Source organism: Burkholderia sp. LS-044, assembly GCF_004803625.1.
GTDB classification, from domain to species: domain Bacteria; phylum Pseudomonadota; class Gammaproteobacteria; order Burkholderiales; family Burkholderiaceae; genus Burkholderia; species Burkholderia cepacia.
Genome location: NZ_SSWO01000023.1, coordinates 1 through 19348 on the forward strand (window position 1 = coordinate 1; position 19348 = coordinate 19348).

A 19348-nucleotide genomic window follows, 5' to 3' on the forward strand; every position below is an offset into this window, starting at 1 on the left:
TGTCGGTGCAGCTTCAGTTGCCGCGCGATGCGGCGTTCGGGCTGTTCTCGATCGCGCGCAGTGCCGGGCTGCTCGCCCACTGCATCGAGCAGTTGCGCGTCGGCAAGGTGATCCGGCCGCGCAGCCGTTATACGGGGCCGGCGCTCGACGGTCGGCATCTGCGGCCCGCCGCCGAGGTCAATGGCAAAGTGCCGCAAGCCGGCGTGATCGACAAGAACCGCGTGTTCAAGGTGGTGGAGTAACCCGCGTGACGACCGTAGGCCAAATTGAACGTGTCACCGTTTGCGAGGCAAAGTTGTCATTGGCCGCGGTTTGCGAAGACCGGTGTCAACTCCCTCTCGACGTCGTTGAAGTGCCGTCAGTGGCGGTCACGCGTTATCCTCGAAGTAGCGAATTGGCCTTAACTGACAGTACTCCTGTCGACTGACCTACGCCAAAACCTACGCCGGATCACATCGTCAGTTTTTGGCACCTTGTGTCGCGCTTACACAACAGACGACCGACAGTCGGAAGTTTCCCTGCACAAGGAGATAAGCAGTCACGAAGCAAGTGTGCTCGCGTCGCCCAATACCCACTCGATTGCAAATCGAGTGGCTGGATATCTGTGGGGACGGCGTTTCCGCCGAGTCACGCTGCGTCGATACCGCCAGACGTGCTCGAACGTGTAGTCGCAAGCGACCCATTCGAAGTAGGTCTTGAGCGCCTGAATCAGCGACACGTGCGACGGATGTGGCAGATAGCGCTCCAAGTCGGCTTGGCTATCTAAAGACGACTCCAGCACATAGTCCCGGCAGATCGGCCGATCCAGTTCGGCTTGCCGCCGCACGTCGGCGAACTTTCGAAACGTCACAATGTGCTTCATCATGACGCGGCCTTCCCGTCTCGCGCTGCAATCACCTAGGCCGGGGCGACCGGCCGCAAGAAGCATTCAATCGCCGCATAACCAACCGAGGTCGCCCGCGGACAGGCCGATGTCGGCCACGGACCACCGTGACGCTGAGCGTGCGCGACGACCACTCCGATCGGCACACCGGCGAAAAGGATTCACCCACCGATCCGCTCGGCTGCGCGTACAGCGCGCGATTGTCCGGCGTGTCCGCGACCGCGCCCCACAGCGTGACCGTCAGGTGCCCTACACGACCGCCACCTGCGCGATCGACTGAACCCGCACGACGACGGCTGCTGGGCCGAATACCTCTTCATGCAAAGCCGAATCGCCGATGAACGCGTCGGCGCGAACCTCAAAGAGCCGCGGCGCGGGGCACGCTCCTGTCGACGGCTGCGAGATCAACGATAACGTGTCCGGATGACCCGCAAGACGTACGATGCTAGCGTCGTACGCAGGCGAAAGCCTGCCCGTCAGCATCTGCCTGGCCAATGCTGCGGCCAACTACGAGACGAAGCGATTGCCTGCATCGTCGTCGAATACGCAGATGATCCACGGACTCATACAGAACCGACAGCAACCCAGTGCGATCGACGCCGCCAGCGTCTGCGTCGGTTCCAGTTTTGCGTTCGACAACGCATCCGGCAGGACCATCAGCGTGCTCGGCCATTTGAGCACACTCTGCTTCGACTTCCTTCGCGGAACTCGAAACCGCGAAGAGAGATCGTGCTTTTCCTTGTCCTGTAGCGTATCCAGTGTGCCGCTGCGTTCCCGGAGCAGCCCTACCCATGCCTCTACCCACGAATTCGCGCGGAAACCATATGTGACTAGCTGAAGCGCGAAGAGACGTCGGCGTCAAGAAACATGACGAATCAATAACTTGCGGCCGTTGCAGGCCATCCAAGGAACGCCTCGGAAGCTCCGGGCGGAAGGCAGCAGATTCCAACCATCCCTTGCATAGGCCCGGCAGGTAAGACTCCCGCGATCGCAACTGGCTTCCTACCCACGATCCTACCCATATTCGGCGCGGCGGCAATCCAACTCATACTAAAGTGCGCCAAGGCCAAGCTCTTCCGATTCATACTTGGCGGATCGGATCGCCTCATAGAAGCTCGATTCGATCGCGACTTCCTTCCGGTCGACATGAACAACCCACGCGTTGAACATGAAGCGCCAGCGGATGCGCCGTTCTTCGAGCATCGCCGCAAACCATCTCCATACCGAAGCATCGTCCGCGTTCGCGGTAGCAGCGGCAACCATCCGTGCCTCGCAGATTGCCTCCCAGCCCAGTGAAGGATCGCATATCGAAATCATGATGTCAGATGATTTTTCGCTCGTGCAATGCGTCGATCTCGTCGTGGCTCAGTCCCAGCCATGCGCCCAGGATCTCGTCGGTCTGTTCGCCGAGCCGCGGCGGCGGACGAAGATACTGGACTGGCGAATCGGACATTCGGATCGGATTCGCCACGAGCGGCACGCTGCCGGCCGATGCATGCGGCATCTCGATACGAATGTCGCGCGCCTTGACCTGTTCGTCCGCAAATACCCGGTCGAGCCCATTGATCGGCCCGCAGGGCACGCCCGCCTCCTCCATCGCGATGACCCACTCGTCGGTCGACCGGCACGTGGTCACTGCGCCAATCAGCGCGACCAGTTCGTCGCGATGCTGTACACGTAAAGGATTCGTCGCGAAACGTGCATCGCTCGCCCATTGCGGCTGACCGAGCACCGCACACAGGCTGGTGAACTGGCGGTCGTTGCCGACCGCGATGATCATATGACCATCGGCCGTCGGAAAATCCTGGTAGGGCACGATGTTCGGATGCGCGTTCCCCATCCGGTGCGGCACGATGCCACCGACCAGGTAATTGGCCGCCTGGTTCGCGAGCGCGGCGATCTGCACGTCGAGCAGCGCCAGGTCGATATGTTGTCCACGCCCCGTGCGCTCACGATGGGCAACGGCGGCCAGCACGGCAACCGTCGCATACAGCCCCGTCATCACGTCGGTCAGCGCGACGCCGACCTTCACCGGACCGGCACCTTCCGTGCCGTCTGCGCGCCCCGTCACGCTCATCAGGCCGCCCATCCCTTGTATCAGGAAGTCGTAGCCAGCACGTGACGCATACGGACCCGTCTGCCCGAACCCGGTAATCGAGCAGTAGATCAGGCGCGGGTTCTCGGCGCTGAGTGTCGCGTAATCCAGCCCGTACTGCGCAAGGCCACCGGCCTTGAAATTCTCGAGCACGATATCAACCTGCTGCGCGAGTTGCCGAACTAGCGACTGGCCGTCCGGCCGGCTCAGATCGACCGCGATCGAGCGTTTGTTGCGATTGGCGCTCAAGTAGTATGCCGACTCGCCCGTCGACTGCCCGTCCGCGTCGAGCAGCCACGGCGGGCCCCACGCCCGCGTGTCGTCGCCCGTCCCCGGCCGCTCGACCTTGACGACATCGGCGCCGAGATCGGCGAGAAGCTGGCCGGCCCACGGCCCGGCCAGCACCCGCGACAGATCGAGTACGCGGAGGCCGGCCAATGCGCCTTGCTGTGCGATCGTTTCCATGGCGGCTCAGAATGCGGCAATGCCGGTGATCGCCCGGCCGAGAATCAGCGCATGGATGTCGTGCGTACCCTCATACGTGTTCACGACCTCGAGGTTCACGAGGTGCCGTGCGATGCCGAATTCGTCACTGATCCCGTTTCCGCCCAGCATGTCCCGCGCGACCCGCGCAATGTCGAGCGCCTTGCCGCATGAGTTCCGCTTCATGATCGACGTGATCTCGACGGCCGCCGTGCCTTCGTCCTTCATCCGGCCGAGCCTCAGGCAGCCTTGCAGGCCGAGCGTGATCTCGGTCTGCATGTCGGCAAGCTTCTTCTGGATCAGCTGGTTCGCGGCGAGTGGCCGGCCGAACTGCTTGCGATCGAGCACGTACTGCCGAGCGCGATGCCAGCAATCCTCGGCGGCGCCGAGCGCGCCCCACGCGATACCGTAGCGCGCGCTGTTCAGGCAGGTGAACGGCCCCTTGAGGCCGCGGACTTCCGGAAACGCGTTCTCCTCCGGACAGAACACGTCGTCCATCACGATCTCGCCGGTGATCGACGCACGCAGCCCGACCTTGCCGTGAATCGCCGGTGCCGACAAACCCTTCCACCCCTTCTCCAGCACGAAGCCGCGAATCGCGCCCTCGTCGTCCTTCGCCCAGACGACGAACACGTCCGCGATCGGGCTGTTCGTGATCCACATCTTGCTGCCCGTCAGGCGATAGCCGCCGTCGACCTTCCGCGCGCGCGCCGCCATGCCGCCCGGATCGGAACCGTGATTCGGCTCGGTCAGGCCGAAGCAGCCGACCAGTTCCCCCGATGCCAGCTTGGGCAAGTATTTCTGGCGGGTCGCTTCATGACCGAATGCATGGATCGGCACCATCACGAGGGACGATTGCACGCTCATCATCGAGCGATAGCCGGAATCCACGCGTTCGACCTCGCGCGCGACGAGCCCATAGCTGACGTAGTTGCTACCCGCGCCGCCATAGGTGTCCGGAATCGTGATACCGAGCAGGCCAAGCTCGCCCAATTCGCGAAAGATCGCCCGATCGGTCTCCTCGCGACGAAACGCATCGAGAACGCGCGGTGCCAGCCGCTCCTGACAGTATGCGTGCGCGGAATCGCGCACCATGCGTTCGTCCTCGCCAAGCTGCTGGTCCATCAGCAGCGCGTCGTCCCACTGAAACGAAATCGATTTGTGTTCATTAGTCATTTGTTGATCGCCAGCGTGAAGGTGTTACGCCAACTTTATTCGCCACGTACCGTCAAAACAAACGATTTGTTCTCAGCAACATGTGCAAAAATATCACTCGTCGATCTCGCCACTCACCTGGACACGCATCATGCGCCGCACGATCCCCTCCACAACGGCCTTGTCCGCATTCGAGTCCGCCGCTCGCCACCAGAGCTTCACGAAAGCGGCGGACGAACTCGCCGTCACGCAAAGTGCGATCTGTCGTCAGATCGGTATGCTCGAGGCATTTCTTGGCGTGAAGCTGTTTCGGCGCACCCGCCGCGGCGTGACACTGACCGAAGCCGGTGCGGCGTACAGCCGCCGTGTGGCATCGAGACTCGATCAGATCGAATACGACGCGCTGGAGATGATGGCGACGGGCGGCAAAGGCGGTACCCTGGAGCTCGCGGCCGTGCCGACCTTCGCGACCCGTTGGCTGCTGCCGCGCATGCCGGCGTTCATCGATACGCATCCGGACATCACCGTCAATCTGACCGCCATGCCGCGTCCGTTCATGTTCGATGCGACAGGTTTCGACGCATCGCTCCACGCGGGCCCCGCGCCCTGGCCCGGTACGGCCGGCGATGTGCTGATGCAGGAAAGCGTGATCGCGGTCGCCAGCCCGAAGCTGGTCGCGTCGCGCACCCAGCCGACCCGGGCGGATTGGCGGCGCTATCGGTTACTTCAGCAAAGTACGCGACCGTACGCATGGCGCGAGTGGTTCGCGGCGCAAGGACTCGAAATGGAAGGCGACCTGTCCGGACCGCGGTATGAATTGTTCTCGATGCTGGCCGAAGCGGCATCGAGCGGAATCGGAATCGCACTGATTCCTCGACTGCTCGTCGAAGACGAACTATCGCGCGGGACGCTGGTGCAGGTCGGTCGCTACGAACATCCGACCGGGAAGTCGTACTTCCTGATCTACCCGGAAGCCAAGACGGAAAGCTCGATGCTGGCTGCGTTTCGGGAATGGCTGAGCGGCGAAGCGCGACGATACAACGAGCACATTGCGCACATGGATCAATCACGCGGTGCTCGGCATCACCGGCGCGCACAGTGACTGCATCTGATCGAAACAGCGTTTCGCAAGTGTGCGCCTCAGCTGAAGCGTATGGGCGGCGAACTGGCTTCGTCGCCGCGCCTATAACCTACAGAACCTCGCAAGCGTCGTCGAAATCGAGCCGCGGGCTGCGGGGAAACAGGCCGTCCGGATCGCCATACCCGAGGCAGCAAAGAAAGTTCACGCGCAGTGCCGTACCGTCGAAGAACAACTGATCGACCCTGGCCGCGTCGAACCCCGAGAGCGGCCCGCAGTCGAGACCGAGCGTGCGCGCCGCCATGATGAAATAGCCACCCTGCAGCGAGCTGTTGCGAAAGCATGTATCTCGCGCCAGCTCCGGTTGCTCGATGAACATCTTCCCTGCACCCGGCCGATGCGGGAACAGCTTGTCGAGCTGCGTGTAGAACGCCACATCCTGCGCAATGATCGCAACGACCGGCGCGGTACGCACTTTCTCGACGTTCCCCGTAAAAACAGCCGACAACAACTTTTCGCGCGCCGGCAGCGACCGCACGAACACGACGCGCATCGGCGAGCAGTTCATGCTCGTCGGGCCCCATCGGGTCAGTTCGTACAGGTCACGCAGCACCGCATCGGGCACCGCTCGGTCCAACCACGCGTTCTGGCTGCGTGCGTCGGTAAATAGCTGCTGGCGCGCGCGGGTATCGAGCGGCTCGCTCATTCCGTTTTCCTCCAGATCGACCATCGAAAGGCCATGCGCGCGCATCACGTGCGCGTCGCACCGACCATGAAGAACGCCACGGTCGCCGGGCTGTTCCCGTAGTTGCGCCATGCATGACGCGTACCATTCTGTACGACGACATCCATCGGCCCGAGCCGCGTCGCCTGCCCGTCATCGAGTTCCAGCCAGATCTCGCCCGACAGCACGATCGCATAGTCGACCGTTTCGGTCGCATGCATGCCTGGATGGTCGGGCTCGAACGTCGCTGCGAGATCCGGCATGCGCGCGACACATTCGCTTGCCGCTGCTGCGGGATCGAACTGCGGAGCCGCCATGACCTGATCCGGCGGAAAGGTTACGACCAGGAGACTGGTCGCGCCGACCGGCGGAATCAGGGTGTCTTTTCCGATCGTCGGATCGACCGTCGTCGCCAGCGACGGAGATGCCGCAGTTGTCCACACCTGTGCGAATGCATGCCCGGGAATGGAGTCGAACAGGACAGTTCGGGGTGTCGGACCATCGGAAACCACAACGGACCGGCCGTGCGGATCACGGCCGGTCACCACGCGTCGAATGTGCATGAGTTGCCTCGCTGTAAGGAAACGCTTTCGGCCGACGACACCCCGGCGCCGATGTGACGCAGAAGTGTCGTCGATGTGCTTTACGGACAGATCACGTAGTTGCTGAAGCCGCCATTGCGATTCTCGATCCCGCCCAGCGCGACATTGATGTCCTCCAGCTTGAACGTGCAGTGTTCGAAGACCGACAGGTCGACGACCCCGGATTCGACCATGTCCGCCATTTCCTGTCCTTGCCCGGCCGTGAACCAGGCGGAGCCGCTCAGGCGCTGGTCATTGTCCATCATGTAGTGAAGATTGACCGGCACGTCGCCGGCAACCGCGCCGATATTGACGAGATGGCCGCCACGGCGCAGCGTCTTAAGCGATTCTTGCAGCGTCGTATGCGGTGCGCCCGGTCCGAGCGCATCAATCACCGCATCGACACCTTCCCCGCGCGTGATGCGCGCCGCCCATGCGTCGACCGGCTCGTCATCGAGCGCCAGAATCTCGATGCGATCCGGCGCAATCGCCTTCACGCGCTGAAGCAACTCTTTGTTGCGTGCGGTACCGAGAATCTTCCGCGCGCCAAGTGCGAGCCCGAACAGTGCAACCCCGATACCGAGCGTCCCGCTGATGCCGTTGATCAGGATCGTGCTGCTCGGCCCGACTTCCGCCTTCTTCAGCGCACGATAGGCGGTGCCAAGATAGCCGAAGCGCGCTGCGGTCTCATGGCTCAGGTTGTCGGGTATCTTGACCAGACTGTATTGCGGCGCGGTCATGAACTCGCACAGCCCGCCGTACGGATAGTCGTCGAAGATGGCCTGCGATCGCTGGCTGAACCCGAAATAGCCATTGAATGTGTAGTACGGACAGGCCGTGGTATCACCCGAGCGGCACGCGCGGCAACCGCCGCAATAGCGCGCCGGATTCACATAGACGCGGTCCCCCACGTTGAACGCATGGACCTGACTGCCAACCTCCTCGATCACGCCCGTCGCGTCGAGACCGAAAATCGCCGGCAGCCGGGGCAGCGGCAGGTGGGGAAACCATTTCTGCCAGTTGCTCAGCACGTTGCCGAGGTTGGGCACGATGCCACATGCCTTGACTCTCACCAGCACGTCGGTCGGCCGCGGCGACGGCACCGGAATATCCTCCACCACCATCGGTGCGCCGACATCGTGCATCCGTGCTGCTCGCATCATCTTCGTCATGTCTGTCTCCTGTCTGTCACTCTTCGTGTATTCGCAACACACATTCACTGGCCCGGTCATCTGTCTGCGACTCAAGCCAAGCTAAATGCATGATATCAATTTTTATGCATAAAAACTCAGATTCCGCCTGAACTTCATCGCAGGCCGTCGAAACCCTTGACGTCCGACGCCGCGAGGCCGCCCAGTCGCGCATGCACGCGCCCGCCCGTCGCCATCGCGAGTGCGAACGCGATCTCGTTGCGGCGCGGGCCATCCCAGACGGTCACCTCGCACGTGCCATAGTGACTGCGGACATAAGACGCCTGAATATGGCCCAGCGGCACCATCAGGCGCGCACCAACGCCGCCGATCGTCTTGGCCGACGGCACCATTGCTTTCGGCTGGCCCAGCGATTCCCGCATCGCCCAGCCGCCGGCTTCGTGCCATACGGCACCATGCTCGAGTTCGCCATCCTCGCCGACGATCGCGCCCTTTCCGTACGCCTGGACGTTCTCCGCGCCGCCGAGCAGCGCCACGGCGCGCGACGACAGGTCATGTCCGAGTTCGCGCAGCGCTTGCATGAACGGCAACAGGTCGGGCTCGTAGCGCCCCGCATACGGATTCGCGACGATGGCTGTCGCGACCACAACCCGCAGCGGCTCGCTCACGCGCTCGCCACCTTCGTGCCAGACCTCCTCCAGGTCGAGCTTGATCTTTCTGACATTGACCAGCGGCATCTTTCTGCTCCACGGAAATTGTTCGGATCGCCGGGAGCCAGTTTGTGCTCCCGTGCTTGCATTATATCCATTCCAATGTAATATGCATAAACACATGTTTTGTGCCCAAATGGAGGAGCAATGAAACTCGTGTCGTATCGCCGGGCCGGCAAGGCCGCTTTCGGTGCAATCAAGGAAGAAGGGATCGTCGATCTCGCGTCGCGCATGCCGGCGCTGGCAGATCTCGCATCGCTGCTCGCAGATGACGCGGCGCTGGAGGAAGCACGCCGGCTCGTCGCCACGGCCGTGGCCGCGGATTTCCCGTTGGCCGATGTCGAGCTCGAGCCGGTCATTCCACGCCCGAACAAGATCATCTGCGTCGGCATCAACTATGTCGCACACGCAGCGGAAGCCGGGCGCACGGTTGGCAAGTACCCCGTCATCTTCCATCGGTACGCGGAAACCCTGTTGCCGCACGGTGCGCCGCTGATTCGTCCGACCATTTCAGACAATTTCGATTTCGAGGCCGAACTCGCGGTCGTCATCGGCCGCGGCGGTTCGCATATCGCACCGGAAGACGCGATGAGCCACGTAGCCGGCTATACGTGCTTCAACGACGCCAGCATCCGTGATTGGCAGTTCCATACGCACCAGTACGGGATGGGCAAGAATTTCCGCGGCACCGGCGCGCTCGGCCCGTGGCTCGTCACGGCCGACGAAATTCCGAACTATCGCGAACTCTCGGTGCACGGTCTGTTGAATGGTGAGCAGATGCAGATCGGCAAGCTGTCCGAACTCGCCTTCGACATTCCGGCCCTGATCGCGTACGTATCGCAGGCGCTCGACTGGCAGCCGGGCGACATCCTCGCGACCGGCACCCCGAGCGGGATCGGCTTCAAGCGCCAGCCGCCTGTGTTCCTGAAGCCCGGCGACACTTTCAACGTGGTGATTCCGGGGGTCGGCACGCTGTCGAACCCGGTGGCCGACGAAGCGTGAGCGATACTCGAACAATCAGGAGACGATCATGGCAGCACTGCCGAAAATTCAGTTCACCCACTGCGGAATCTTCTGCAGCGACCTCGACCGGATGGTCGACTATTACCGCAAGGCACTCGGGTTCGTGATCAGCGACAAGGGTGTCGCGTCGACCGGACACAATCTGTACTTCATGACGCAGGATCCGGAAATCCATCACCAGCTCGTGTTGTTCGATGGAAAGCCCACCAACCTCCCCTTCAACCCGGTCAACCAGCTTTCCTTCCTGCTCGATTCGCTGGACGATCTGCGCACGTATTACCAACGCGCGAAACGCGCGGGCGTCGCCGGTATCGAGCAAGTCGATCACGGCAACGCGTGGTCGATCTATTTCAAGGATCCGGAAGGTAATCCGATCGAACTCTACGTCGACAGCCCGTTCTTCACCGCGCAGCCTTGTCGCGAGCCGCTCGATCTCGATCTCCCGAGCGCTGAAGTCCTGACACGGACGGAAGCGATGTGCGTGCGCCGCCCGGGCTTCCTGACGCGCGACGCATGGATCGCGGCAATGCGCGAACGCATCGCCGCCCAGCGCACCGCGTTCGACGAATAGACATACCAATCCGCAGCGTCCGCCGCGTTCGACGGCAGGCGGACGCCACCCTGCGAAAATGGGGGAGATCACTGGTCATGAAGTGCAATCTGATTGGCGGGTCGTGGCGCACCGGCGCCACTTCACGCCGCAACATCAATCCGTCCGATCTCGACGACGCGATCGGCGACTATGCGCACGCGGATGTCGAGCAGGCCCACGAGGCAATCGACGCCGCGTGCGACGCTCAGCGCGGCTGGCGGGACAGCGGCATCCAGGCCAGAGCGAATGCGCTCGACGCGATCGGCAACGAATTGCTCTCGCGGCAGACCGAACTCGGTACGCTGCTATCGCGTGAAGAAGGCAAGACGCTTGCCGAGGGCATTGCCGAAGTCGCACGTGCCGGGCAGATATTCAAGTTCCACGCCGCCGAAGCGGTACGCTCGGGCGGCGAATACCTGCCGTCGGTCAGGCCGCTCGTCGACGTCAGTATCACGCGCGAGCCGGTCGGTGTCGTCGGCATCATCACTCCGTGGAACTTCCCGATGGCCATTCCGGCCTGGAAGATCGCGCCGGCACTGGCGCACGGCAACAGCGTCGTCTTCAAGCCGGCGGACCTCGTCCCGGGATCCGCGTGGGCGCTCGCGGACATCATCCACCGCAGCGGCATTCCGCCCGGCACATTCAATCTCGTGATGGGGCGCGGAAGTGTCGTCGGCAACGCGATGGTCGCCTCGCCGAAAATCCACGCGATCTCGTTCACCGGATCCGTCGATACCGGACGGAACCTGCTGCTGCAGGGCGCGCGCCAGTTCAAGCGGATGCAGCTCGAGATGGGCGGCAAGAATCCGCTCGTCGTCCTCGACGACGCGGACCTCGACGTCTCCGTCGACTGTGCGATACAGGGTGCCTATTACTCGACCGGGCAGCGCTGCACCGCGTCATCCCGTTTCATCGTGCAGAAAGGCATCTATCCGCGCTTCATCGCCCGTGTCGCGGAAGCGCTCGAGCAGCTCCGCGTCGGGCATGCGCTCGACGTCGACACGCAAATCGGGCCCGTTGTCGACAGCGAGCAACTGCGACTGGATGAAGCGTACGTGGAAATCGGCAGGAATGAAGGGGCGACGCTGATCTGCGGCGGTACGACCGTCTCCCGCAGCACACGAGGCCATTTTCTGAAGCCGGCGCTGTTCTCCGATGCGGCGCCGAAGATGCGCATCGCGCGCGAGGAGATCTTCGGCCCGATCGCGTGCGCTATCCCGTCGAAGGATTACGACGAGGCGCTGGAGATCGCGAACGACAGCGAGTTCGGATTGTCAGCCGGCATCTGTACGACGTCTCTGAAACATGCGGCGCATTTCAGGCAACACATGCGCAGCGGGATGGTGATGGTCAACGTGCCCACCGCGGGGGTCGACTATCACGTGCCGTTCGGTGGCACGAAGTCGTCGAGCTACGGCCCGCGCGAGCAAGGCCGATACGCCGCCGAATTCTTCACGACCGTCAAGACCGCCTACACGAAGGCATACTGAGATCAGTCGGGCGACGGTCCGGTGGACCCGCCCGCACCGCCGGGCAAACGTGGTCGGCTCTGGTGGAACGAATATGAACATGGAGGAGATGTGGACTTCGATTTGATCATCGTCGGTCTCGGCCCGGTCGGTGCAGTCGCCGCCAACCAGGCCGGTCAGGCCGGCCTGCGCACGCTGGTCGTCGACAAGTCGTTGACTGTCTACGACAAGCCGCGGGCAATGGGATTCGACCAGGAAATCATGCGGATCCTAGCCAACCTCGGGATCGCAGACAGAATCGCGCAATACGTGATGCCGTACCGCCCGTCCGAATACCGGACGACCGACACGCGGGTGATCCGCCGCATCGACGCGGCAGCCCCGCCGTACCAGCTCGGCTGGGCGCCGAATTACGTGTTCATGCAGCCGCAAATCGAAGGGATCCTGCGCGACAATCTTGCCGGCTACCCGTCGGTCAGGGTCGAGCTCGGTGCGGAAGCGACCGCGGTCGAATCACACGACGATGCCGCATCCGTGACGATCTCGCTGGCGTCGGGCGAGCAACGCACGTTCACCGCAGGCCATGTGCTGGCCTGCGATGGAGGAACGAGCCCGATCCGTACGCGGCTCGGCCTGGACATGGAGGATCTCGACTTCGACGAGCCATGGCTCGTCGTCGACGTGATGCTCAAAGACGGTGCCGGCGAGAGCCTGCCGGCAACCAACGTGCAGTATTGCGAGATCGCGCGCCCGTCGACGTTCGTCGTCGGACCCGGCCACTGCCGCCGCTGGGAGTTCATGATCAATCCGGACGAGACACCCGCCGAGGCCTGCCGGCCCGAGTTCGTGAAAAAGCTGATTTCGCGCTGGCTCGCCGACGACGAATACGAGATCTGGCGTGCATCCGCCTACCGGTTTCACGCGCTCGTGCTGCGCAACTGGCGAGCCGGGCGGATATTCTTCCTCGGTGACGCAGCGCACATGACTCCGCCGTTCCTCGCGCAGGGAATGTGTCAAGGCATCCGGGATGCGTCCAATCTCGTCTGGAAGCTTGCGATGGTTTCCCGCGGCAAGGCCGGTACGGCACTGCTCGACAGTTACCAGGCTGAACGGCTGCCGCACGTCAAGCGCACGACACTCGTGACGAAGGAACTGGGCAAGCTGATCTGTGAACGCGATCCGGTTGCTGCCAGCGCGCGCGACGAGCGCTTGCATGCGGAGATGGCCGCCAATCCGCGGGGAATGGTCCGGCAATCGTTGATCCCGGGGTTGAGCGACGGCTTTCTGTCCACTTCGAGCAACGGGCCACGCGGGCTGCTGTTTCCGCAACCACGCGTGCGGACGTCCACCGGCGACGAGCGCCTGCTCGACGACGTGACCGGCGCGACCTTCCGGCTCGCGGTGGACGCACGTACTGATGTCGCGACCGTCGCGCAACTTCGGCAGGCATGCGATCGCCTGCAGTATCCGGCGATCCGGTTCGTCTCGATCGGGCCCGACGCGCTCGCGCCCGATGCCTCGCCGGATACGTATCAGGACGTCAGTGGCGTGCTGACCTGCTGGATGGCTCAACACGATTGCCGTGTGGTTCTCGCCCGCCCCGATCACTATGTGTACGGTGGTTGCCGCGAGCCGCATGAGGCGCTTGCGCTGCTCGACGAGCTCGTGGGCGCGCTGGCCACCAACGGCTCGCAAGCACTTGAGGCGCCGGCAACGAGCCTTTGATCCGGAACGCGCATCATGTAACAGCCTTCAGCGCTCGGTGCTTTGCCCGAGCGCTTTTTTTGTTCGACGAGCCTTTCGAGTCAATCTTGCATAGAAGCGAGCTTTGCGCATAAAATTACCGCATTGACAATCCGGAATGCCACGCCATGGATTCGACACCTGCCTCCAATGGTGCCCCGCTCATCGATGTTGCTTTCGCACGGATGAAAACCTCGATCATCCGGTGTGAACTGGAGCCAGGCACGCGCCTGAAAGTCGAGAGTCTGTCGAAGACCTACGGTCTTAGCAGTTCACCGATTCGCGAAGCACTGAACCGCCTCGCGCAGGACGGAATCGTGCAGGCGACCGAGAATCGCGGCTTCTGGGTCGCACCGATCAGTATCGACGACTTCAAGGACATCACGCGCCTGCGCATCCTGCTTGAACACGAAGCGCTGATGGATTCCATCGAGCATGGCGACGACGACTGGGAAGTTGCCGTGCTGACGGCGTTCCATCGGCTGAGCCTCGCCGAAAAACGGATGGGTACCGGCCCTGTGGCCCTCGACGACGACTGGTCGGAGCGCCATCGCGCCTATCATATGGCGTTGCTGTCCGCGACGCCGAGCCCGCTGCTGCTGAACATGGTCGGATCGCTGTTCGACCGCGCCGAACGCTATCGGCGCTACTCGGCACTCCATCGGACGGAGGAACGCCACAAGGGCGCGGAACACGAAGCGCTGATGAAAGCGGCGATCGGACGGGAAAAAGACAAGGCAGCGAAATTGCTGCGCAAGCATATAGAAGGAACGTTGACTCGTGTTGCCGCCGCACTGGAACGGCAATTGGCATCGGTGCAGTAAGTCGCGCGCAGTGCCCCGATACTGCGTCTGCGAATGCACCCCATTGCGACGACGACTCCCGCCGCCGTCGCACGGATCAATCAGAACATCGTTTGCATGCCGATCCGGCCGATGAACTGCGAGCGACTGCTCGACGGGCCGAACGTCCCGTTGATCGCCGCATTCGCCCCCCCGTTCGTCAGCTGATACACCGATTGCAGATAGACGGCCGTCCGCTTCGACAGATGGTACTTCGCAACGGCCCCCCATTGATGGGCGTGATTACGGTCAACAACCTCGTTCCCCCACATGTAGGTGTAGGCGAGGCTCGTCGAGAACGCCGGCGTGAACTGATACAGTGCGCCGACCTCCGCTGCGTTGACAACCGCGCCGTTGTGGGTATTGCGCGTGTCAGTGAACAGCGCCGTCAGCAGCAGCTTGTCGCCGCGATATTTCGCGCCGAGCCCGTAGTTCCTGATGCTGTCGCCGAGCAATGACGCATAACGCACGTCGGTATAGGCCGCGCCGAATGCAAACGCGCCGGCACCGTAGCTGGCACCGAAGCTTTCCGCGCTGTTTTGGCGGAAATCCCCGGCCACGCCGCCGAATGCGTACATTCCGCCGAACCGGAATCCTCCCAGCAACGGACTCGTGTACTTGACCGCGTTGCCAAGAGGCGTGTCGCCGTTCATGCGGTCGAAGTCGAACGCCTCGTTCGGCGGAGAATCAGGAACGCCGAGCTTCGCAAACGGACCATCCCGGAAGCCGTAAAATCCGCCGTCATACATCGCCATATCGGCCCCGACATCGGCGAACAGCGTGTCGACCATGAAGTCGTACTGGCGTCCGAGCGTGAGCTTGCCGAAGCGCGCGTTGTCGAGGCCGACCCATGCATTGCGCGCGAAAAGCCCGGTTCCGGTACCGCTCCCGTTGCTCTTCTGAGCGACGAGATTGCCCTGCAGCGTGAACTGCGTCACCAGCTGGAACACCGCGCGGGTGCCGCCACCGAGATCCTCGGTCCCGCGAAATCCCAGCAGGTTGGGCAACGCGATGCCGTCGTCGAGCCGCCATGCAGGGTGGCCCGACGTATTGCTGATGTATGACACACCTGCATCGAGCAAGCCCCAGAGCGTCACGCTGCTTTGCCCATAGGCACACGATACCGGGCCCAGACCCGCTGTCGCGCAGGCAATTGACGTAATGACCCACCTTTTCACCGTCGTCTCCTCCATATCGTTTACGAAGTCGCCAATGTGCACAAGAAATGCCTAAGATAATTTTTTGTGCATATTTATATTCTTTGCGCACACTCTACACGGCTTTGCAAGACGCAAAACTCCGTGTTTACGCGTGAGTGCGCTGCAGCATGAAGACGCAAGCCGACGTCGAAGCTGCAGTTACTCCATGCGCTGCGGCGGACGCTACGTGGCACGTCAATGAAGTTGCAAAGGGTCAGCGACCAGCATCCGGGGGAGAAGGCCGAGAAGCGAGGCTTCGCTTCGAACCGTGATGGTCTTTCAACGCTGCACGTGTTCGTGACTCAATGACTTTCATAACGATCACGACGGCGGCGAGTTCGTATTCCCCGATCGCGGCAAGTACGTCCTGCCCGGTTGCGGTGTGGCCGCCGGGTCGCACGATCCCATCAACTCCAGACTGCGATCTGAAGCGGGAAAAGGTTAGGCGAATCGTTGGATTAGATGGCGGTCATTCAGGGACTGGGGGGACTATCTCGATGTGACGAGCCAGGATGTTGGCCGACAAGGGGTCTACCCGTAGCAGGCAAAATCGCCAGATGCCCGCACGATGGGGCTTTCAGTGTGCATAGGGTCACCAACCCGAGCACGGAGGAAATACACCCGATAGAGAAATCTGCTCGTATGCCCATATGATCGACGATCAGCCCACCCACGGCGGAGCCAATCGCGATGGCGACTTGAACAACGCAAATGAAGAGTGCCGAACCGACTTCGGGGCAGTCAGCAGCATCGTGCTGAGTCCAGATGCTGAAGCACAACGGGATTGCACCGAACGCTACGCCCCAGAGCGACAATGCTGCGGCCTCGCCGATTCGCGCGTGATCCAGTACCACCATCAGCAACAATGCGAAGAACAGCAGAGCCGTCGCGATCGCGGTGGCGACTTTCACGTGGCCATCCATCACCGCCGAAAGCGTCACGTTCGACATGAAGCCGACAATACCAAACACCATCAGCAGGCTTGAAATCTCCGATACCGAAAAGTCCTCTCCGAGACGAGGTTCCAGGTACGTATAGGTGGAAAAATGCGCGCCGAATACGAACGCCACCATCATCAGGCTCAGACGCACGTGCGGCCGGCGCAGCTGCGAAATGAAGTCCTGAACGCCCACGGTGGTTTCAGCTGTCAGCTTCGGCACGAAGGCGACCTGCGCAAAAAGCGCTACCGTTGCGAGGACACCGGTCGCAACGAACGATTCCCGCCAGGACGCGAGCGTAGCGATTAGTGTCCCGAGCGGCACACCAATGACAGTAGCCGATGCAACCCCGCCCAGGATGCATGCGATCGCACGCGCCGTATCCCGGGCTTGCACCATGCGCCCCGCCGCTGCGGTCGCGAGCGTCCAGAACCCTCCCAATGCGATCCCCAACAGTGCCCTGCCGGCAAGCATCGTCGTGAAGTTCGTCGAGTACGCACTGACGAAGCTTGAGCACGTCAGCAATCCGGTTAATATCAAAAGTATGTACCTGCGATCCCATTTTCCAGCAACAACCACCGAGGTCGGCGCGGCCAAGGCAGCCATCACACCGGGCAAAGTCATCATCAAGCCTGCCGTCCCGGACGTGACATGCAGATCCAGAGCGATGTGCGCCAGAAGGCCGACCGGTAGAAATTCGCAAGTGACGAACGCAAATGCGCTGACCGCGACGGCAAATACGGCGAACCATTGATGTCGTGAGGTTGGGACATCGCCGGGAAACTTCCCGGACGAGCGGCTTTTGGAAGGCATGCTATCGGAGCGCGGATGTGGAATGATGGAAGCAACGGACGATACGGTCGACAGCGTGCGCATGACGACACCGGGCGGGTCGCCGATAGCGGAATGAAGGGAGCGCCCCGAGCAGTTGTTGCTCGCGAGACGCTCCTTGAGCGCTAATCCGGAATACCCTCGATCAGCGCGCATCCCCCGTTTCCCGTCCTCGGTCGCTTCAGGAAAAGCGCAACGGCAAAGTCAAATAGTTGCGAATGCGATCGTCGTGCTGAACCGCGGGAGAGCCGGCGAGCTCCACGCGTGAATAGCGTTCCGCTATGGCTGACAAGATCACCTCGATCTCGACACGGCTGATCAATTGCCCCGCGCAGCTGTGTGTTCCGATGCCGAACGACAGCATCTGGCTTTCACGCATCGAACGAGTATGGTCGAATGTGTTCGGATCCTCGAACACATCAGGATCCCGATTGACTGCCGCAGTCATGAAGCGAATGACGCTATTTTCCGGGATCACCGTGCCTCTGATCGTAACCGCGGCTTTGTTGTACCGAGTGAAGGACATCTCTGGCGGATACAGACGCAAGAATTCGTTGATCATCGCCTGGCGGTTTTCGCGATCGGCTTTGTAGAGGTCGAAGAGTTCAGGCTCGCGCGTGAAATGCTCCAACGTCGACGCGAGCACGTAAGCCGGATTAGGTGCACCGGAGAAGAAAAAATTGACCATGGCCTGGACGACTTCAGCCTCGGATAGTTCGCCTCGCGCTTGTGCCTCGATTAGTGCGTCCGCAAGACCGTTTCCAGGATTTCGGCGCTTCTCGGCAACAAACGCGTTGCACCGGTCGAACAGATACTTGAACCCCTCTACCGCATCGTCCAGCTGCGCCTTCGTTGAAGCCGGAGACTGAGCCATGACAATACGCAACCCGTTCTCCATCACACCTTCGATGTCGTCTTCCGGTATGTCGAAGATGCGGCACATCGTGACGTGGGTGGGTACGACACAAATAGTGTGATGAGCCTCGACAATGCCATCTTGCGGGATATTGTCCAGTGCGTCGCTCACAAGCGCCTTTGTATGCTTCGCCCACTCCGCGACCATCTTCGGCGTGAACCACTTGTTGAAGTGCCGCCGCAATAGCGTCTGCCGTGGCGGATCATAGAACAGCACACTTTCCTTGAACACGTGCCACGGATGGGGTTTCACCCAGTTCGGCTCCTCCATGCTCATCGCCGGATGCTTGGCAAACTCCACATAGTCAGAATACTTCGAGACGACGAACTCACGTTCGCTAATCCGATACACCGGTGCCTCGCGTTGCAATCGCTCATACCACGGATACGGGTTGTCGCGAAATTCGAGGTCCGCCCACGGAAGGTAAGGATCGCTCATGAAATCGCCCGGTTGATTTTTCATCGAACCCACCTTATTCGCCCAAAATCGAAAGGATGCCTTGTGACCATGTCACCGCCACCTGGTTTGCAGGCATGCCTTTCGATGCATTGTGCCGTCCCGTTTCGCCAATTTGCGTTGCACCGCACGAAGCGAGCATCTCAGTCAATAGATCGATTGCACGGTTGTAATTCTCGTAGCTGGAATCCCCGAGCCCAAACGCGGCATATCTCATCGAAGCCAGATCGGGACGCTTCGCGACGAGCGCGCGATAGAACGGCTCGGTCGTCTCCGGCATATCGCCCTCACCGTACGTAGAAGTAACAAAGATCGCGAATCTGACCGCCTCTAGTTCGTCCACTGCTTGATCCGCCATCGATTTGACGACGCTCGGCATATCCTTCTCGGCGAAGCACATCGCAATATCGTCGGCGACCATCTCTGCGTTACCGCTCTCCGTGCCAAACAGAATCAAAATTGATGCATTCATTTCTTTT

19 protein-coding genes are annotated in these 19348 nt (G+C 61.6%); 7 read left to right on the plus strand and 12 right to left on the minus strand.

Going from position 1 to position 19348, the window contains the following annotated elements:
- The coding region (locus E9536_RS36605) for a citrate/2-methylcitrate synthase (protein ID WP_282186959.1) at window positions 1–242 on the plus strand (242 nt) is incomplete at its 5' end.
- A 296-nt stretch (window positions 243–538) separates the two neighbouring features.
- On the opposite strand, the gene E9536_RS36610 is transcribed toward E9536_RS36605, so the two are convergent.
- The 4 genes from E9536_RS36610 to E9536_RS36625 form a co-directional block, all read right to left on the minus strand.
- A complete protein-coding gene (locus E9536_RS36610; RefSeq protein ID WP_136472505.1) occupies window positions 539–865 on the minus strand; it encodes a Dabb family protein in 327 nt (108 codons plus the stop codon).
- 1068 nt (window positions 866–1933) lie between these two features.
- Window positions 1934–2146 carry a hypothetical protein gene (locus E9536_RS36615; RefSeq protein WP_234745145.1) on the minus strand — a complete coding sequence of 71 codons (213 nt, stop codon included), beginning with the start codon at window positions 2144–2146 and terminating at the stop codon, window positions 1934–1936.
- Window positions 2147–2204: 58 nt separating this feature from the next.
- Window positions 2205–3443 carry a CaiB/BaiF CoA-transferase family protein gene (locus tag E9536_RS36620; protein ID WP_136472507.1) on the minus strand — a complete coding sequence of 413 codons (1239 nt, stop codon included), beginning with the start codon at window positions 3441–3443 and terminating at the stop codon, window positions 2205–2207.
- Between the two features lie 6 nt (window positions 3444–3449).
- On the minus strand, window positions 3450–4637 hold the full coding sequence (locus E9536_RS36625) for an acyl-CoA dehydrogenase (protein WP_136472509.1): 1188 nt from the start codon (window positions 4635–4637) through the stop codon (window positions 3450–3452).
- Window positions 4638–4767: 130 nt separating this feature from the next.
- Between E9536_RS36625 and E9536_RS36630 the strand changes: the two genes are divergently transcribed.
- Window positions 4768–5718 (plus strand): LysR substrate-binding domain-containing protein, encoded by a 951-nt coding sequence (locus E9536_RS36630; protein WP_136472511.1) that lies wholly within the window; start codon window positions 4768–4770, stop codon window positions 5716–5718.
- An 88-nt stretch (window positions 5719–5806) separates the two neighbouring features.
- Here the strand turns inward: E9536_RS36630 and E9536_RS36635 are convergent, their stop codons facing one another.
- The 4 genes from E9536_RS36635 to E9536_RS36650 form a co-directional block, all read right to left on the minus strand.
- On the minus strand, window positions 5807–6400 hold the full coding sequence (locus tag E9536_RS36635) for a malonic semialdehyde reductase (RefSeq protein ID WP_048987945.1): 594 nt from the start codon (window positions 6398–6400) through the stop codon (window positions 5807–5809).
- Between the two features lie 44 nt (window positions 6401–6444).
- Window positions 6445–6981 carry a cupin domain-containing protein gene (locus E9536_RS36640; RefSeq protein ID WP_136472513.1) on the minus strand — a complete coding sequence of 179 codons (537 nt, stop codon included), beginning with the start codon at window positions 6979–6981 and terminating at the stop codon, window positions 6445–6447.
- An 80-nt stretch (window positions 6982–7061) separates the two neighbouring features.
- Window positions 7062–8171 (minus strand): alcohol dehydrogenase catalytic domain-containing protein, encoded by a 1110-nt coding sequence (locus E9536_RS36645; protein WP_048987930.1) that lies wholly within the window; start codon window positions 8169–8171, stop codon window positions 7062–7064.
- 134 nt (window positions 8172–8305) lie between these two features.
- Window positions 8306–8887 (minus strand): amino acid synthesis family protein, encoded by a 582-nt coding sequence (locus E9536_RS36650; protein WP_136472514.1) that lies wholly within the window; start codon window positions 8885–8887, stop codon window positions 8306–8308.
- Window positions 8888–9007: 120 nt separating this feature from the next.
- Between E9536_RS36650 and E9536_RS36655 the strand changes: the two genes are divergently transcribed.
- From E9536_RS36655 to E9536_RS36675, 5 genes are all read left to right on the plus strand, one after another.
- On the plus strand, window positions 9008–9862 hold the full coding sequence (locus E9536_RS36655) for a fumarylacetoacetate hydrolase family protein (RefSeq protein ID WP_136472516.1): 855 nt from the start codon (window positions 9008–9010) through the stop codon (window positions 9860–9862).
- Window positions 9863–9890: 28 nt separating this feature from the next.
- Window positions 9891–10454 carry a VOC family protein gene (locus E9536_RS36660; protein ID WP_136472518.1) on the plus strand — a complete coding sequence of 188 codons (564 nt, stop codon included), beginning with the start codon at window positions 9891–9893 and terminating at the stop codon, window positions 10452–10454.
- A gap of 77 nt (window positions 10455–10531) precedes the next feature.
- Window positions 10532–11965 (plus strand): aldehyde dehydrogenase family protein, encoded by a 1434-nt coding sequence (locus E9536_RS36665; RefSeq protein ID WP_136472606.1) that lies wholly within the window; start codon window positions 10532–10534, stop codon window positions 11963–11965.
- A 90-nt stretch (window positions 11966–12055) separates the two neighbouring features.
- Window positions 12056–13669, plus strand: coding sequence for a bifunctional 3-(3-hydroxy-phenyl)propionate/3-hydroxycinnamic acid hydroxylase (locus E9536_RS36670; protein ID WP_060067725.1), 1614 nt, complete (start codon window positions 12056–12058; stop codon window positions 13667–13669).
- A 146-nt stretch (window positions 13670–13815) separates the two neighbouring features.
- Window positions 13816–14511, plus strand: a complete 696-nt coding sequence (locus tag E9536_RS36675; protein ID WP_060067727.1) for a GntR family transcriptional regulator — start codon at window positions 13816–13818, stop codon at window positions 14509–14511.
- A gap of 80 nt (window positions 14512–14591) precedes the next feature.
- Here E9536_RS36675 and E9536_RS36680 read toward each other — a convergent pair whose 3' ends face one another.
- From E9536_RS36680 to E9536_RS36695, 4 genes are all read right to left on the minus strand, one after another.
- Entirely contained in the window at window positions 14592–15749 is a 1158-nt protein-coding gene (locus tag E9536_RS36680; RefSeq protein WP_247873550.1) for a porin, read from the minus strand.
- A gap of 452 nt (window positions 15750–16201) precedes the next feature.
- The gene (locus tag E9536_RS36685; protein WP_136472522.1) at window positions 16202–17653 is read right to left on the minus strand and encodes an MFS transporter; all 1452 of its coding nucleotides are present in this window, start codon (window positions 17651–17653) and stop codon (window positions 16202–16204) included.
- Window positions 17654–17678: 25 nt separating this feature from the next.
- Window positions 17679–18875, minus strand: a complete 1197-nt coding sequence (locus E9536_RS36690) for a cytochrome P450 (protein WP_136472524.1) — start codon at window positions 18873–18875, stop codon at window positions 17679–17681.
- Window positions 18876–18885: 10 nt separating this feature from the next.
- Entirely contained in the window at window positions 18886–19341 is a 456-nt protein-coding gene (locus E9536_RS36695) for a flavodoxin family protein (protein ID WP_136472526.1), read from the minus strand.
- Between the last annotated feature and the right edge of the window lie 7 nt (window positions 19342–19348).